This is a genomic window from Bacteroides sp. An19, from assembly GCF_002160215.1.
Classification (GTDB): Bacteria; Bacteroidota; Bacteroidia; order Bacteroidales; family Bacteroidaceae; genus Phocaeicola; species Phocaeicola intestinalis.
In genome coordinates, this window is record NZ_NFKD01000045.1 from 1 (window position 1) to 15,009 (window position 15,009).

Annotated in this window: 18 protein-coding genes; 5 read left to right on the top strand and 13 right to left on the bottom strand. The window is 44.5% G+C overall.

All coding sequences use genetic code 11. The features are described 5' to 3' along the window. Positions 1-477: 477 nt before the first annotated feature. The 6 genes from B5F25_RS14695 to B5F25_RS14720 all read right to left on the bottom strand — a co-directional run bounded on the left by B5F25_RS14695 (position 478) and on the right by B5F25_RS14720 (position 5,021). Positions 478-945 carry a nitroreductase family protein gene (locus B5F25_RS14695; RefSeq protein ID WP_206423556.1) on the bottom strand — a complete coding sequence of 156 codons (468 nt, stop codon included), beginning with the start codon at positions 943-945 and terminating at the stop codon, positions 478-480. A gap of 8 nt (positions 946-953) precedes the next feature. After that, on the bottom strand, positions 954-1,976 hold the full coding sequence (gene acgM, locus B5F25_RS14700; protein ID WP_087250418.1) for a radical SAM/SPASM domain protein, ACGX system: 1,023 nt from the start codon (positions 1,974-1,976) through the stop codon (positions 954-956). An 89-nt stretch (positions 1,977-2,065) separates the two neighbouring features. After that, on the bottom strand, positions 2,066-2,254 hold the full coding sequence (acgA, locus tag B5F25_RS22225) for an ACGX-repeat peptide (protein WP_206423557.1): 189 nt from the start codon (positions 2,252-2,254) through the stop codon (positions 2,066-2,068). Positions 2,255-2,498: 244 nt separating this feature from the next. Beyond that, positions 2,499-2,681, bottom strand: coding sequence for a hypothetical protein (locus B5F25_RS14710; RefSeq protein ID WP_162614428.1), 183 nt, complete (start codon positions 2,679-2,681; stop codon positions 2,499-2,501). A 42-nt stretch (positions 2,682-2,723) separates the two neighbouring features. Then, positions 2,724-3,644, bottom strand: coding sequence for a helix-hairpin-helix domain-containing protein (locus tag B5F25_RS14715; RefSeq protein ID WP_087250422.1), 921 nt, complete (start codon positions 3,642-3,644; stop codon positions 2,724-2,726). 12 nt (positions 3,645-3,656) lie between these two features. Next, positions 3,657-5,021 (bottom strand): sodium-dependent transporter, encoded by a 1,365-nt coding sequence (locus B5F25_RS14720; RefSeq protein ID WP_022039116.1) that lies wholly within the window; start codon positions 5,019-5,021, stop codon positions 3,657-3,659. 82 nt (positions 5,022-5,103) lie between these two features. On the opposite strand from B5F25_RS14720, the gene B5F25_RS14725 reads away from it, so the two are divergent. After that, on the top strand, positions 5,104-5,502 hold the full coding sequence (locus B5F25_RS14725) for a VanZ family protein (RefSeq protein WP_087207952.1): 399 nt from the start codon (positions 5,104-5,106) through the stop codon (positions 5,500-5,502). Positions 5,503-5,529: 27 nt separating this feature from the next. After that, the gene (locus B5F25_RS14730; protein ID WP_206423559.1) at positions 5,530-6,003 is read left to right on the top strand and encodes a DUF456 domain-containing protein; all 474 of its coding nucleotides are present in this window, start codon (positions 5,530-5,532) and stop codon (positions 6,001-6,003) included. Between the two features lie 4 nt (positions 6,004-6,007). On the opposite strand, the gene B5F25_RS14735 is transcribed toward B5F25_RS14730, so the two are convergent. The 5 genes from B5F25_RS14735 to B5F25_RS14750 all read right to left on the bottom strand — a co-directional run bounded on the left by B5F25_RS14735 (position 6,008) and on the right by B5F25_RS14750 (position 10,394). Next, entirely contained in the window at positions 6,008-6,511 is a 504-nt protein-coding gene (locus tag B5F25_RS14735) for an RNA polymerase sigma factor (protein ID WP_087207948.1), read from the bottom strand. Between the two features lie 113 nt (positions 6,512-6,624). After that, the gene (locus B5F25_RS14740) at positions 6,625-7,164 is read right to left on the bottom strand and encodes a CYTH domain-containing protein (RefSeq protein WP_022039120.1); all 540 of its coding nucleotides are present in this window, start codon (positions 7,162-7,164) and stop codon (positions 6,625-6,627) included. 12 nt (positions 7,165-7,176) lie between these two features. Continuing rightward, positions 7,177-7,311, bottom strand: coding sequence for a hypothetical protein (locus tag B5F25_RS22650; RefSeq protein WP_022039121.1), 135 nt, complete (start codon positions 7,309-7,311; stop codon positions 7,177-7,179). Between the two features lie 87 nt (positions 7,312-7,398). Continuing rightward, positions 7,399-8,514: a peptide chain release factor 2 gene (gene prfB / locus B5F25_RS14745; RefSeq protein ID WP_022039122.1), complete on the bottom strand. Its 1,116-nt coding sequence runs from the start codon at positions 8,512-8,514 to the stop codon at positions 7,399-7,401. Between the two features lie 74 nt (positions 8,515-8,588). Beyond that, entirely contained in the window at positions 8,589-10,394 is a 1,806-nt protein-coding gene (locus B5F25_RS14750) for a long-chain fatty acid--CoA ligase (RefSeq protein WP_087250426.1), read from the bottom strand. A 92-nt stretch (positions 10,395-10,486) separates the two neighbouring features. Here B5F25_RS14750 and B5F25_RS14755 point away from each other — a divergent pair, with 92 nt between their 5' ends. Genes B5F25_RS14755 through B5F25_RS14765 form a run of 3 tightly spaced genes read left to right on the top strand, consistent with a single transcriptional unit; the run spans position 10,487 to position 13,038 of the window. Beyond that, entirely contained in the window at positions 10,487-11,554 is a 1,068-nt protein-coding gene (locus B5F25_RS14755; protein WP_022039124.1) for a M20 family metallo-hydrolase, read from the top strand. A gap of 43 nt (positions 11,555-11,597) precedes the next feature. Then, positions 11,598-12,599 (top strand): M28 family peptidase, encoded by a 1,002-nt coding sequence (locus B5F25_RS14760; protein WP_087250428.1) that lies wholly within the window; start codon positions 11,598-11,600, stop codon positions 12,597-12,599. A gap of 13 nt (positions 12,600-12,612) precedes the next feature. Next, positions 12,613-13,038 (top strand): SufE family protein, encoded by a 426-nt coding sequence (locus B5F25_RS14765; RefSeq protein WP_022039126.1) that lies wholly within the window; start codon positions 12,613-12,615, stop codon positions 13,036-13,038. Between the two features lie 175 nt (positions 13,039-13,213). On the opposite strand, the gene B5F25_RS14770 is transcribed toward B5F25_RS14765, so the two are convergent. Both B5F25_RS14770 and B5F25_RS14775 read right to left on the bottom strand, forming a co-directional pair. Continuing rightward, the gene (locus B5F25_RS14770) at positions 13,214-14,413 is read right to left on the bottom strand and encodes an SAM-dependent methyltransferase (protein ID WP_087250430.1); all 1,200 of its coding nucleotides are present in this window, start codon (positions 14,411-14,413) and stop codon (positions 13,214-13,216) included. Positions 14,414-14,781: 368 nt separating this feature from the next. Continuing rightward, positions 14,782-15,003 (bottom strand): DUF2795 domain-containing protein, encoded by a 222-nt coding sequence (locus B5F25_RS14775; protein ID WP_013618052.1) that lies wholly within the window; start codon positions 15,001-15,003, stop codon positions 14,782-14,784. Positions 15,004-15,009 lie beyond the last annotated feature (6 nt).

Sequence of the window (15,009 nt, forward strand, 5' to 3'; positions counted from 1 at the left end):
TTTGAATTTCTCCAAAAAGTTTTTCTTGGCTTGATGTATCCGTTTCCGTGTGTGCTTTGGGCGATTTTTTGGTCCTTTTCGCTCCTGTTCTTCGTCAGATAGCCCGCTATCTTCCTCATTACAGAAGCGAAAATGCCTCAAAAACTCATCCCAAATCATCGCACGATAAATTCAAAACAGCTTCTGAAATCCAAACAGAATCCAATCATTCAAGTCCCTGTCAAAATAAAAAGAAATACTTTTGCACGGAAGGAGATTATTTTTTGTTTGGCGACAGAAATCTAACTCAAATGGGCTGACCTCGCAAATGAAGTCAGCCTTAATTTTATATCTCTTCCATAATTTTATCGGACAGCAATAATATATTTATCTGATTATCATATATCGCCCTTCTTTACGCGGTTTCGAGGCAGGATAGTCTCCATCGATGTAGCCGAGAATTACGAAACAACGTGCGGTCATTGTGTCGGGTATGCCCTAGTTTCGTAGGATTTCTTTACCTTCGGGAGCGGAGAATGTCTCCTCGCCCCGCGCCAGAATGCACGATGAGAGACCGAGTGCCGTGGCTTCGAGCACCATGTTCTCCGCGGCACAGAAGGCATCGGGCACGGAGTAGAGAAAGTTCTTCGGTCCGAAAATCGTGATGACGGTCGGTGCTCCGTAGAAGCCGGAACGGATGGACGGGTCATCGATAATCGACGGTTGTTCTTTCGACACGAAACTTCCTGCAAGTCTTGAGCGGTCGAGGCAAGCCGCATTAAGTTTTCCAATGGTATCATTGAGTGCCTTGTCTTGACAGGCTACGAAACGGCTGCGTTGTCCTCCACCGGCATTGGGAGCATATGCTCCGGCTTCGAGTACTTTCAGCAGGTCTTCTTCCGGCACTTGCTTGTCCGTATAGCGCCGGATGCTCCGGCGGTATTTTATCAGTTCGAGTATATCCATAATTCTTTTTACTTTATTTCTTTCCAACATTGCGGGTCGGGTGCATAGAAGTTGTGCGTATATCCGTAGGCGACGCTGGGACATCCCCGGCAGAAACGCAACAGTTCGCAACGGGCACATTTCTCGAATTTTTCGTATTGCCGATACGCGTCCATTTTCTGTCCGTGGTAGATATCGTAGATGTGCTCGTGGAAGATATTGCCCACCGGACTCTCGAAACGGCGGCAGGCCATCACACCACCTGTGGGAAGAATAGTCATGTGGCAATCCCCACAATGGCAGCCATCGTATACCGTATCATCGTCCAGTCCGTCGGGAATCTTGAACAGCCCCTTTTCATACAGGAAAAGCGTCCAAAGATGGTCCTTGAGGTTGAACGTAGTGCCACAGTCTTTGTATTGCTCGAATTTCTGCCAGATACGTTCCAGAAAATCCCGGTACTCCAGCGGTTCGATGTGAGTGCTTTTCTCAAAGCTGGTCGGACAGTAGCGTCCGAAGGCGAAAATGTCTACATGATGCGCCACCACGAGATCGATGATGTCAGGGATTTCCCGGATGTTTGTTCCCGATACGGTGGTCATCACGGCACAACGGATACCGGCTCGGCGCATAACCGCAATTTTCTCAACGGTCGTATCAAATGAGCCGGGCTTACGGATGGCATCGTGTGTCTCACGCATCCCGTTGATGGAGAGCTGGTACTTGTCGCATCCGTACGCTTTCAGGCGAATGCAGACTTCATCAGTCAGGTGAAACGGATTGCCGAGGATGGTGAAGGGAATATCCCGGTTCTTGAGTAGCGCAAGAATATCCCAAAACCGGCTGTGCAGGATTGGGTCACCACCTGTAATGTAGAAATAGGGCAGCCGTTTCATACGGCGGCACATTTCCACACAGTTATTCACTACCTGCTGTGCCCGGTCATACGGCATCTCTACCAGTCTCGGATGTCCTCCGGCGAAGATGTAGCAGTGTTCGCAACGTTGGTCGCAGCTGTCGGTGATATGCCATTGAAAAGCGAAATATTCCATATTAATTATATAATTTTTATCGTTTTGAGATGTCTTTCAGGAAGCCCCGGTGGAAACCTCTGCCCACCGGGGATAGCAGGTCATATCGTTTATTTATCGCCTGCACCACAAGCAGAGCCGCAAGCTGTAGGTTTCGGTTCGGGTTTAGTATCACCGTCGCCTGCTCCGCAAGCTGAACCACATGCTCCACTCGGGTTATTGTTCTCCTGAGATGCGCAAAGATATCCCTGTGCACTTCTGCGTGCGGCATAGATGCCGCTCAATGAAATTCGTTTCATCGTACTGCTTTTTTATTAGGTTCATATTATTATACGCCAACCACCCTTCGGTTGTCGTTTGTTGATGCAAAGATAACATGCTATGCTTTGTTTGTCAAGAAGTTACATTTATAGCTAATAGTAACCTTTTTCTCGCTTTTGTACAAAGTCAGGAAGTTACAATGCGAAAAAATTTGAAAAAAAATTGATGATGACTTACAATTACTTTTTATTACTACCTTTGCAATAGTATATAACTGTTAATTCATAAGCCATGCTGAGAAGCTGTTTTGAATTTCTCCAAAAAGTTTTTCTTGGCTTGATGTATCCGTTTTCGTGTGTGCTTTGGGCGATTTTTTGGTCCTTTCCGCTCCTGTTCTTCGTCAGATAGCCCGCTATCTTCCTCATCACAGAAGCGAAAATGCCTCAAAAACTCATCCCAAATCATCGCACGATAAATTCAAAACAGCTTCTAAAACCTGAGATTCGGTTACTCAAACGACAAATAAGGCATCAATCGCTTCAAATCTTCTTCGCTAAACTCTTCAAAAAGGGATAATTGTGCTATATCTTTCAAATTCCCACGTTTACGGCGATATTCGATGATGGCTTTTGCCTTGTAAAAATCCATATAGGGATGCGAGCGCAGACGGTCAAGGCTGGAATGGTTAACTCTTAACTTCCGGAAAGGAGGAGTTGTTATCCGGAACCAACGGTTCACCAAAGTATCAATGTAAGGAATTTCCTGTAACTGGCTCACGGCGTGAAAGCCTCCAAGACGGTTGCGGTAAGCTACAATCATCCGTGCCAGTCCACTACCGATACCTGGTATATGTTTCAACATAACCGTATCGGCCATATTCAAATCAATTACTGTACCTTCAACATATTTAACCGTTACCGGATAAAGCGTAGTACTATCGCGAAACACTGTTGCTGACCGGCTCATAGCCGTGTCTTGTCTGCGCAACCGATTATGTATTCCGATACGAACGTAAGGATGCAGCGCTTCATATTGTTCCGATGTCAAGCCATATATTCGTCTAAAAGCTTCGGGAGTGCGGAATATACCACCTTTCGCACGGTATTTTAGGATATTGCTTATGACGAAATCAGATAGTCCCAAATCACTAAGAGTTGTCGAATCCGCAGTATTAGGGTCAAAAGGAAATAAAACTGTTACCGTAGGGCTAGAATGCATAGGCGATGAACGTCGGTGCAAGCGTTCTTTCTTACGGACGTTTGCCAGAAAAGAGTCTACAGATTCATTATCTGTAGCCGAAGGCAATAATGCTTTACCTTGTTTTTCTTTCAACCATAAATTGCCGCCCACAAGAAGTATCAGTACCGCCAACAACATCACAATGGCACGCCGGTCGGCTTTGCTGAAGTAAAAAAAATGTTTCCACATTACGAATAAGACCTATAGCCAACCCAGTTCGTTGACAAAAACCAACAAAATGCCGATAGGAGTAAGATAGCGCAGCAAGAAGATAAGCAGCGGATAATAAGGAGCACGCAATGTCCCCCAATTAGTCACTTCCTCACGTACCTTCTTCTGATCCAATTTCCACGACACAAAGATAGCGACAAACATGCCTGCTACAGGTAACATAATTTTTGCCGTAAGAAAATCCAGTGCATCAAACAGGTTCATACCAGCTATCCGCACATCATTCCAATCACCCAATGCCAGCGATGAAACCACACCGATAATCAAACTACCTGTTGTTACCAGCCACGCTGCGCGGCTGCGCGTAAATCCGAATTTCTCGTGCAGGAAAGCAGTGGGAACTTCATGAAGTGAAATGGTAGAGGTAAGTGCTGCCAGTGCCAAAAGAATGTAAAACAGTATCGCACTGATACAAGCAAATAATGGAACTGCTCCAAAAGCTTGTTGAAATACATTAGGCAGGGTAATGAAAATAAGTGAAGGACCGGCATCGGGTTGGATTCCTACTGAAAAAGCAGCCGGAAAGATAATGAATCCCGATAATATGGAAATGCACGTACCAATGACACATACACTCATAGCTGTATATCCTAGCCGGGTGTCACGATTGAAATAAGAAGCATACGTCGAAAGGCATCCCATACCGAGGCTGAGCGAAAAAAAGGCCTGTCCCATAGCTCCTAAAACTGCATCGGAAGTAATTTTACTGAAATCGGGCTTAAGCAGGAACTCCAATCCCTTTACTGCACCCGGTAACATCACAGCACACACCGCAAGCAGCACAATCAAAATGAACAGCATCGGCATCATAATTTTCGAAGCACGCTCAATACCAGCCTGTACGCCCTTAACCACAATAATATGAGTCAACGCCACAAACACTACCAGCCAGATCAGCGGACGCCAAGGATTCTGAGAAAATTCATTGAACATTGCTACAAAGTCGTCTGCGGACTTGCCAAGCAGATTACCCGTTGCAGACTGGAATATATATTCCAGCGTCCAACCAGATACTACCGAATAATAGCCTAAGATAAGGAATCCAGTCAATACTCCCATATATCCTACATACTTCCATGCGGTTCCGGGAGCCAGTTTCTTGAATGCTTCACCCGTACTTGCCTTGGCACGCCGTCCGATAGTAAATTCAGCGATCATGATGGGTAATCCAAAAAGGAACACACACCCCAAATAAATAAGTATGAAGGCAGCACCTCCATGGTTCCCTGTCTCGTAAGGAAAACGCCACACATTTCCTAAACCTACCGCCGAACCTGCCGCAGCCAAGATGGCACCCAACTTGCTTGCGAAACCGACACGCTCACTATTTTGCATACATTCTGTCCTTTCTGTTTACATTTTAAAGTTCAAGTTCGGCAAATGTACGAAAAAGTTTGTATTTTCGCGGAAAATATGAATAAATTATATGATGAAACACTATCCGCTATCTATCTTCATTATAATTGCGATCTGCTACCTGTCTTTTTTCACTCCACCGAAAACCGAGATGGATGAAATCACCAATTTCGACAAATTGGTGCATCTCTGCATGTATGGGGGGCTGACTGTTATCATCTGGTTCGAATACCTGCGCCGGCACTCCCGTATCCATTGGCATCAGCTGATACTGGTCGGTATCTGTTTTCCAATACTGATGAGCGGCATTGTCGAAATTCTACAAGCGACTTGCACCTCCGACCGCAGTGGCGACTGGCTTGATTTTGCAGCAAACTGTACCGGTGTGTTGTTCGGTTGTCTGTTCAGCTGGTATGTCACACGACGGATAATTCAGAAAAATATGAATAAACCGGTTTGACAAATATATAATCAACAACAGAACTTTATTATGGATATATTGCTGATTATCATTGGTGTCATCTGTCTGATAACAGGCTTTTTAGGTTGTGTGTTACCAATACTTCCCGGTCCACCACTGGCATATATCGGCATGCTATGCTTTCATTTTACTACCCGTATGCAATTCACTCCTACCCAATTGATTGTATGGGCTGTACTGGTGCTTATCGTTCAATTGCTCGACTATATTATACCTATGTTGGGAAGCAAGTATGCAGGCGGGACCAAATGGGGAAACTGGGGATGTATCGTGGGAACAGTGATAGGCTTGTTTTTTCCTCCTTGGGGCATCCTTGCCGGACCTTTTGTAGGGGCTGTTGCCGGTGAATTGCTCGGCGACAAAGACCTGAAGCACGCTTTGAAATCGGGCTTAGGGTCTTTGGCAGGTTTTCTGTTCGGCACCGCAGTCAAGCTGATACTTTGTGGATATTTCATCTGGCAATTCATTGCGGCATTCTGAGGTGTTATCGGAAATCTTTCAGTTCTTCCTGCAATCGTTGACGGGTAGAATGAATGCGGCTCTTTATTGTTCCTAGTGGCAAATCCATTTTATCAGCTATCTCTCGGTATTTGAATCCCGATACATACATCAGGAACGGAATACGGTATTCTTGAGGTAAGGCATTAACGATACTGTTCATTTCCTTCAAGTCGTATCCGTTATCTACCGTTACAGGCTCATCACTTTCGTTTTTATTTAGGTAAAACAGATTATCAGTCTGGTCAACATAAGTCTGGTCACGTTGTGTCTTACGGTAATTATTGATAAAAATATTACGCATGATGGTATAAACCCATCCCTTGAAATTAGTTTCATCGGTATACTTGTCTTCATTATCCAATACCTTTAGCGAGGTTTCCTGCAGCAGGTCATTGGCATCTTCACGGTCTGCTGTAAGCTTATAGGCGAAGTGACGTAATTCGGTTTGTACGCTCAGTAGATTCTGAGCAAAATTAGCTGTTCTCATTTACTTGTTGTTTATTCGGGTTAATATATGTCTGTCTCTATCGACACTGCAATATTAGCCCGAAAAACAACCCGGGACCTCCTAAAATCCGGTATTCCACCGGTTAAAATCTATCAACGGATAGTTTTTACCCCCTTTTCTATCAGTTCACAGGAGGTATCATCTGTTTTTTCTCCTCCATCTTTCCAAGTAGTATAAGGCTGCTTCATCAGAAATGAATTGTAATATCGGGTCTGACCAGTCACTTCCTTACCGATAAAGGCTGGCAGTTCCACCGATTCGGTTTCCGAACAAAGTTCTACTTCAGCAATTACCAGTCCTTCGTTTTCTCCGTGAAACTCGTCTACTTCGAACACATGTCCGGCATAATCGGCTAGATAACGGTATTTCTCGATGCGTCCCGGCTCACACAATTTCATCAATTCTTCGGCATCAGCCAAGGGGATTTCTTGTTCCCACTCATATCGGCTGGTACCTGCGGCGTTAGAAGGTCCTTTGATAGTAAGGTAACCTTTATTGTCGCGGATGCGGACTCTTACCGTCTTGCCTCGCGCACTACATATATAGCCTTGTTCGATACGGCTTTTTGCACGAGCCAAGCGGCGGTAAGAATCGTCAGTCACCAAAAATTTGCGTTCTATTTCTTGCGACATGGCTGAAGAAGTTTACATGACCGAAAAAGCGACAATCATCAGAATAGCCAGCAGCACCAGTACGATACACATATACTTGATAAGGCGATTGGCTTTTTCTTCTTCCCGGTTGCCATGTACCGGTTTTTTGTTACGTTTTGTTCCCATAGTGTTTTATGTTTTAGATTGGTTATGATTTTAATAAACCGGCAAGGTTCAGGTTTTTATGAAAACCTTGCCGACTTGTTAATTGATTCATGCCTCGCTGTCCGAGAATTCCATCAGATAGGCTTTGATAAAACCGTCTATTTTCCCATCCATTACCCCGTTGACATCCGAAGTCTGGTAATTGGTGCGATGGTCTTTCACACGACGGTCGTCGAATACATAGCTGCGTATCTGTGAGCCCCATTCAATCTTCTTCTTTCCAGCTTCTACCTTTGCCTGTTCTTCCATACGGTGTTGCAACTCTTTATCATACAAGATAGAACGCAACTGACGCATGGCGTTCTCCTTGTTTTTAGGCTGGTCGCGCGTTTCGGTGTTTTCAATCAGGATTTCTTCTTCCTCACCCGTATACGGATCTTTGTATTGGTAACGCAAGCGTACCCCCGATTCTACCTTGTTGACGTTCTGGCCACCGGCACCGCCACTCCGGAACGTATCCCAGGATAAACGGGCGGGTTCTACAGTCACTTCAATCGAATCATCTACCAATGGAGTGACAAATACAGAAGCAAAAGAAGTCATTCGCTTGCCTTGTGCATTGTAAGGCGAAACACGTACCAGACGATGTACTCCGTTTTCTCCTTTCAGGTAACCGTATGCATACGCCCCTTCAATATTCATTGTAACCGTCTTGATACCAGCCTCATCACCTTCCTGCAAGTTAGCGACCGACAACTTATAACCATGACTTTCTGTCCAGCGCATATACATACGCATTAACATGGATGCCCAATCTTGGCTTTCTGTACCTCCGGCACCCGAGTTAATTTTCAGTACACAGTCCATCTGGTCTGCTTCAGAACGGAGCATATTTTTCAGTTCCAATTCTTCCACCGCCTTAACCGCCTTGGCATAAGCCTCATCTACTTCGGCTTCTGTCACCAGTTCATCTTTATAAAAATCAAAAGCCAGTTCCAGTTCATCTGCCAAAGTTTTTACTTCATTATATCCGTCAATCCATGCCTGCAAAGCCTTTACTTTCTTCATCTGAGCCTCTGCCTTTTTCGCATCGTCCCAAAATCCAGGCACTTGTGTGCGAAGTTGTTCTTCCTCTACCTGCATTTTCTTGTTATCAATATCCAGATAACGGTTCAGTGCTTCTGTACGTTCTTTTATGTCTTTTAGTTGGTCTGTTGTTATCATATGTTTACTACTCCTTATTCAACTTGCAAAATTAGCCATTTTTACGTTAGTGTAAAAATTAGGAAACAAGAAAATCACTCTTCATACATTTTGTTGATTTCATTCGCATAATTTTTCATCAATACCGGACGTTTGATTTTCAGGGTATTGGTCAATTCACCTTTTTCCAAACTGAATGGTTCGGGCAATAAGGTGAACTTCTTGATTTGTTCGTAATGGGCAAATTCCTGCTGTAACGTATCGATACGCATCTGGAACAAGGCAATGATTTCGGGTTTCTTCAACAGGTCCGCACGGTCGGCATAAGCAATGTGATGGTCTTGGGCATACTTTTCCACCTGTTTGTATTCGGGCACAATCAGTGCAGAGACGAACTTGCGTTGGTCTGCTATGATAGACACCTGATCAATGTACCGGTCTACCACCAGTTTGGTTTCTATCGCCTGAGGGGCGATATATTTACCGTTTGATGTCTTGAACAAGTCCTTTATCCGATCGGTAAGGTATAAGAAACCATCTTTCATATAACCGGCATCCCCCGTATGAAACCATCCGTCTTCGCTGATTACCTTGCGAGTCAGGGCTTCTTTCTTGTAATATCCCTTTGTCACGGTCTCGCCTCGAAGCAATATCTCACCATCCTCGCCGAACTTCAGCTCAAGTCCGGGAATAAGCCGTCCCACGGAACCCGTGCGGAAGTCGTCCATCCATCCCAACGAAACAGTGGCCGTAGTTTCAGTCAACCCGTATCCTACTACCATGTTGACGCCTACTGAATGGACGAATTCTTCTATTTGCTTTGACACCGCTGCTCCGGCAGTGGGAAAGAAATTGCCCCGTTCGATACCGATGGTCTTTTTCAGTACACTGTAAATCGTCTTTTCGTAAAACTTGTATTTCAGATGTAACATCGGAGGAGGTGTCTTACCGTTCATCAGATAATCGATGTTGTGTTCGCGTCCTGTCTTAAGCGCATCCAGCATCAGGCTTTTCTTTAGCCCCGAAGCTTCGTTTATCTTTTCATGGACACCTGCATATACTTTTTCCCAAAAACGTGGCACACTGCACATTGCCGTAGGACGAATTTCCTTAATAGTCATCTGTATATCTTGCGGATAAAGGTTGATGCAGAGCATGCAACCCTTTGTCAGGCAGTAATACGACCACGCACGTTCGAACACGTGCGTAAAAGGTAGAAAATTCATCACCACATCCTGGTCGGTCAAGGTAAGCAATACCTTGTTATGCGCTTGGAAAGCTGCCTCATAACATGAATGATGCAACATCACTCCCTTCGATTCGCCCGTAGTACCTGAAGTGTAAAGAATGTTAGCAAGGTCAGTCGACACTGCAGCCCCCGTGCGCCGGTCTACTTCTGCCTGCAGTTCGTTTGCCTCACCCAACTGGAGGAAATCGTCATAATAAATAGAATGAGTATCTTCTGCTACCCGCATTACATCGGGACTGAAAATGATGATTCGCTTCAGAGTCTTGCAAAGCTGCTGCACCCGATAGGCCACATCATATTGATATTGTTCGCCCACAAACAAATAGCGGATGGAGGCATCTTCTACGATATAATGCACTTGCGATTCCGAGCTGGTGGCATACAGCGGAATAGTAACTATGCGGCTTTTGAATGCCCCGAAATCAGTATAGAGACATTCAGGCATGTTCTGAGAGAACACACCTACATTTTCCTGTACCTCAACACCTAAAGCCACCAAGGCACGAGCCACTTTCTTTACCTTTCCGGCAAACTGATTCCACGAAACCGGAATCCATACACCTTGTTTGTAGTCACGGTATTTCAGAGCTGCACGTACGCCGTATTTCCCGGCCTGCCGTTCAATCAGTGTAGACAAATAAGATTCACTCATTTAAATTTTATTTATTTTGTAATCGCTACCTGCAAAGATAGGGTTTAATTTGAATAAATGAAGTATCTTTGCTGGCAAAACAAAAGAATCTTATGTTATCGGATACTAATTATTACACTTCGGAAGCACTTACGCTACTGAATTCCCTCATCGGAATCCCTTCCATAAGTCGGGAAGAAGAAGCGGCTGCCGATTTCCTGCAAAATTACATCGAGGAAAGCGGCATCATGACCGGACGCTCGGGAAACAATATCTGGTGTATCAGCCCGATGTTCGACGTTAACCGTCCCACCATCCTGCTAAACTCACATATTGATACAGTCAGACCTGTAAACGGTTGGCGAAAACAACCTTTCACTGCAAAACTGGAAAACGGGAAGCTGTATGGGTTGGGAAGCAACGATGCCGGTGCCAGCGTGGTTTCACTCTTTCAGGCATATCGTTACCTGACTACCACCACTCAAAGCTATAACCTGATATTCCTTGCCTCATGCGAAGAAGAAGTGTCGGGTAAAGGAGGTATTGAAAGTGTACTACCGCAACTGCCTCCCATTGCACTGGGGATAGTGGGCGAACCTACCGACATGCAACCTGCTGTAGCAGAAAAGGGCCTGATGGTACTCGATGTTACGGCTCATGGTAAAGCCGGACATGCTGCACGCGAAGAAGGAGAAAATGCAATTTATAAGGTATTGGAGGATATCGAATGGTTCAGAGATTACCGTTTTTCCAAAGTATCTCCATTATTGGGACCAGTAAAAATGAGTGTCACTCAAATCAATGCTGGTACACAGCACAATGTCATTCCCGACCTATGTTCTTTCGTAGTGGATATCCGGAGTAACGAATGCTATTCGAACGAAGAATTGTTTAACGAAATCACCACTCATATCCATTGCGAAGCAAAAGCACGTTCGTTCCGTCTCAACTCTTCGCACATTGATACTGAACATCCGTTCGTGAAGCGTGCCGTCGAACTGGGAAAGATACCATTCGGTTCGCCTACACTTTCCGATCAGGCATTGATGCACTTTCCTTCCGTCAAGATAGGACCGGGCAAATCGTCACGTTCGCACACGGCAGACGAGTATGTAATGGTCAGTGAGATAGAAGAAGCCATTCATACCTATATCGCCATATTAGACGGATTGAAGATTTAAGTGATAAGTGATACTCCATTAAACTCAATAAAAAATGCATATAATGAAACCAAACATCTTCCTTTGTGGCTTCTTCCTGTTGTTGTCGATCTGCCTCGCTGCATGTGGGAGCAGTAAGAATAAAAATACCTCGGAAAAAGAGACAAACCAGGAAAATAACGTGCAAGTACCTGAATTTAATGCCGACAGTGCTTACCTGTACATTCAGAAACAAGTGGCATTCGGTCCACGTGTGCCGAATACTGAAGCCCACCGCAAGTGTGGCGGATACCTTTCACAACAACTGCGCGACTTCGGAGCTACGGTGTATAACCAGTTTGGCGATGTCATTTCATACGATGGAAAAGTACTGAAGATGCACAATATCATCGGTTCGTACAACCTTGACACCAAGAAGCGCGTCCTGCTGTGCGCCCACTGGGACAGCCGTCCTTATGCCGATGCCGGTCAGGAAGCACATTACCATACTCCCATCGATGGTGCCAACGATGGTGCCAGTGGTGTAGGTGTACTGCTGGAAATCGCCCGTCACTTACAACAACAGGCTCCAGCTATCGGCATCGACATCGTGTTCTTTGATGCGGAAGACTATGGTATCCCTGAATTTTATGAGGGCGATTACAAGCAAGACACATGGTGCCTGGGTTCTCAATATTGGGGACGTGTACCACATGTACCTGATTACAAGGCACGTTTCGGCATCCTTCTGGATATGGTGGGAGGCAAAGGCGCAACTTTCTATTACGAACAATATTCCAGTCAAACGGCAAATTCACCAATGAAGAAAATTTGGGATACAGCACACCGACTGGGGCATAAACAGTTCTTCATCAAAGAAAACGGCGGCAACGTGACAGACGACCACATATACGTGAACCGGCTCCGCCAAATCCCGTGTGTGGATATCATCGGTTATGACCCACACAGCGAAACAGGCTTCCACCCTACCTGGCACACAGTGGCAGACAACATGGACTGCATTGATAAGGCAACCTTGCAGGCTGTGGGAGAAACCGTAATGAATGTAATTTATAATGAGAAATAAAAAATAACTCAATATGAAAACAATCAACGAACTACAAGACGAGGTTATCGACGAGTTCAGCAACTTCGATGACTGGATGGACAAATATCAGTTGCTTATCGATCTGGGCAGCGAACAGCCCCCCCTTGACGAACAATATAAAACCGAACAAAACCTGATAGATGGTTGCCAAAGCCGCGTGTGGTTACAGGCAGACTTTATAGACGGGAAAATCATATTTCAGGCAGAAAGCGATGCTTTGATAGTGAAAGGCATTATCGCCTTGTTGATAAAGGTGGTTTCGGGGCATACACCTGATGAAATTCTGGATGCTGACCTTTATTTCATTGACCGGATTGGACTGAAAGAACACCTTTCGCCAACCCGCAGTAACGGGCTGCTTGCCATGGTAAAGCAAATGCGCATGTATGCTTTGGCTTTCAAGGCAAAACGAAGTTGAAAGAAAATAGAAATACGACTGTCCGTATGTAAATACAATTTGTTTGCGCAAATGAACACAGATATTTAGGACCTGTTTTGAATTTATCGTGCACACACGAAACGAACACATCAAGCCAAGAAAAACTTTTTGTAGGAAATTCAAAACAGTTGCTTATGCCTGTTCATACGGGCGGTCATATTTTTGAACACTTTATTAATACCCGTTCCTCATCCTTTAATGTAGTGGCAAACAGATATATTTCGCCACCCTCTTTCAATTTTAGTTTCTTCCGCAACTCTGTTACCGAAGCGGGGAAATTGCGCACTGTCAGATTTGCTTTCTCTACTCCCCCCAACAAGGTTTTCAACTCTTTTTTCCCGAACCCAGAAACGGCTTCTACTTGAAACTGACGACCTGGGAAATCCACTTGATGGTCGGAGGTATACAGATGGCTGTTGGGATGCAGTTTTTTCACACCGTAACGCAAAGCCAACAATCGGTAAGCACCTGCTTTCAGCAAAGTCACTCCTGGTTCATACAGATAAGTTTCCACCTTGTCAGCATACTCACACATCGCATTTCTCTCTTCGGAAAGCGTAAATACAAAAGGTGGTATCAACAAGTTATCAACAATCTGTTTACAATATATACACACCTCAGAACCAATACAATCCGACTTTTCAACAGACTTTTCTAACAGAATTATTAACTCTTTACACTCGTTATGAACAGCCACAATGTGAATTTGCGTGATGTGTTTCAACACCTGAAGAGCTTTAGCTATATCCAGCATAGGTGATAACTTAATCATTACCTTCCGCCCTTTTTCCACCAATACCGGTTCGAGTATCCCTATATCGGGTTCACAATCAGATATTGCTACAGTCTTGCTTCCATAACTGTCTCTTCGGGCAGGATCCAGAAACAGACAGTCTACAGGTGTCATTTGCGACAAATAAGATACACCATCCGCACAATGAACATGAATATGTCGCAGTCCTAATGCTGCAAAGTTATGAACAGCTAACTCACACAATGAATTCTGACGTTCTACATAATCTGCCTTCCGGAATCTTTGAGAAATGAACGAACAATCTACGCCTAACCCTCCCGTCAGGTCGGCAAATGTTTCTCCATTTATAAGCGATGCTTTATAGCGTGCCGTTAGTTCAGAAGAGCATTGTTCCATCGATAAATGGGAAGGATAACGCACTGATTCCACCTTTGCCCAAGAAGGAATTTTCCTTTCGGCAACCTGTCTGCCAGCAATCTGGACAGCAGCTTCAAGCATATCCACCTCGGGATATTTCTTCGCTTGAAGCGCCAAAGCACGCACATCATCTCCCCAATGTGCATGAATAAAAGCAAGTGTTTCGGAGGATAATCTTTTCATATGTACAAACTATCTGCTACAAAGATATATTTTTCTTTGTTTACCTATATTCAACAAAGGCAAAAATAAGGGTGTGCATTTCGGCACACCCGTTAAAAAATGAATACCTGCATTCAACTTCAATATGCCAGCCATAGCTGCCTTGCTTGTAAGATTATTAATCTTCACGCTGTAAGATTAATAATCTTACAAGGATGCAGCCATATTGCGAAAAGACCCTGTCTTACTTGTCAGCGTGACACTGTCAACAGGAATGACACCGGAAGTATGTATTCCATGAAAATGTACAATTGCATACCGTTCAAAGTATAAGTACATGTTTTTACTACACTTGTACAAGTAAACTGCTGATATTCATATCAAACTCATCAATACTCGTCCTCGTTGAAGAAGAAATCTTCTTTGCTAGGATAATCGGGCCAAATGTCTTCGATACTTTCGTAGATTTCGCCTTCATCTTCCATTTCCTGTAAATTTTCAATCACTTCCATAGGAGCACCCGAACGCATTGCGTAATCAATCAGCTCATCTTTTGTAGCAGGCCATGGTGCATCTTCCAATTTTGAGGCCAATTCCAATGTCCAATACATAGTATT

Bases quoted from the DNA above. Each gene is read 5' to 3' on its own strand.
- B5F25_RS14695 (WP_206423556.1), bottom strand. From the start codon at position 945: ATGGATATACTCGAACTGATAAAATACCGCCGGAGCATCCGGCGCTAT.
- B5F25_RS14735 (WP_087207948.1), bottom strand. From the start codon at position 6,511: ATGAGAACAGCTAATTTTGCTCAGAATCTACTGAGCGTACAAACCGAA.
- B5F25_RS14740 (WP_022039120.1), bottom strand. From the start codon at position 7,164: ATGTCGCAAGAAATAGAACGCAAATTTTTGGTGACTGACGATTCTTAC.
- acgA (WP_206423557.1), bottom strand. From the start codon at position 2,254: ATGAAACGAATTTCATTGAGCGGCATCTATGCCGCACGCAGAAGTGCA.
- acgM (WP_087250418.1), bottom strand. From the start codon at position 1,976: ATGGAATATTTCGCTTTTCAATGGCATATCACCGACAGCTGCGACCAA.
- B5F25_RS14750 (WP_087250426.1), bottom strand. From the start codon at position 10,394: ATGAGTGAATCTTATTTGTCTACACTGATTGAACGGCAGGCCGGGAAA.
- B5F25_RS14755 (WP_022039124.1), top strand. From the start codon at position 10,487: ATGTTATCGGATACTAATTATTACACTTCGGAAGCACTTACGCTACTG.
- prfB (WP_022039122.1), bottom strand. From the start codon at position 8,514: ATGATAACAACAGACCAACTAAAAGACATAAAAGAACGTACAGAAGCA.
- B5F25_RS14765 (WP_022039126.1), top strand. From the start codon at position 12,613: ATGAAAACAATCAACGAACTACAAGACGAGGTTATCGACGAGTTCAGC.
- B5F25_RS14720 (WP_022039116.1), bottom strand. From the start codon at position 5,021: ATGCAAAATAGTGAGCGTGTCGGTTTCGCAAGCAAGTTGGGTGCCATC.
- B5F25_RS14775 (WP_013618052.1), bottom strand. From the start codon at position 15,003: ATGTATTGGACATTGGAATTGGCCTCAAAATTGGAAGATGCACCATGG.
- B5F25_RS22650 (WP_022039121.1), bottom strand. From the start codon at position 7,311: ATGGGAACAAAACGTAACAAAAAACCGGTACATGGCAACCGGGAAGAA.
- B5F25_RS14710 (WP_162614428.1), bottom strand. From the start codon at position 2,681: ATGATTTGGGATGAGTTTTTGAGGCATTTTCGCTTCTGTGATGAGGAA.
- B5F25_RS14770 (WP_087250430.1), bottom strand. From the start codon at position 14,413: ATGAAAAGATTATCCTCCGAAACACTTGCTTTTATTCATGCACATTGG.
- B5F25_RS14760 (WP_087250428.1), top strand. From the start codon at position 11,598: ATGAAACCAAACATCTTCCTTTGTGGCTTCTTCCTGTTGTTGTCGATC.
- B5F25_RS14715 (WP_087250422.1), bottom strand. From the start codon at position 3,644: ATGTGGAAACATTTTTTTTACTTCAGCAAAGCCGACCGGCGTGCCATT.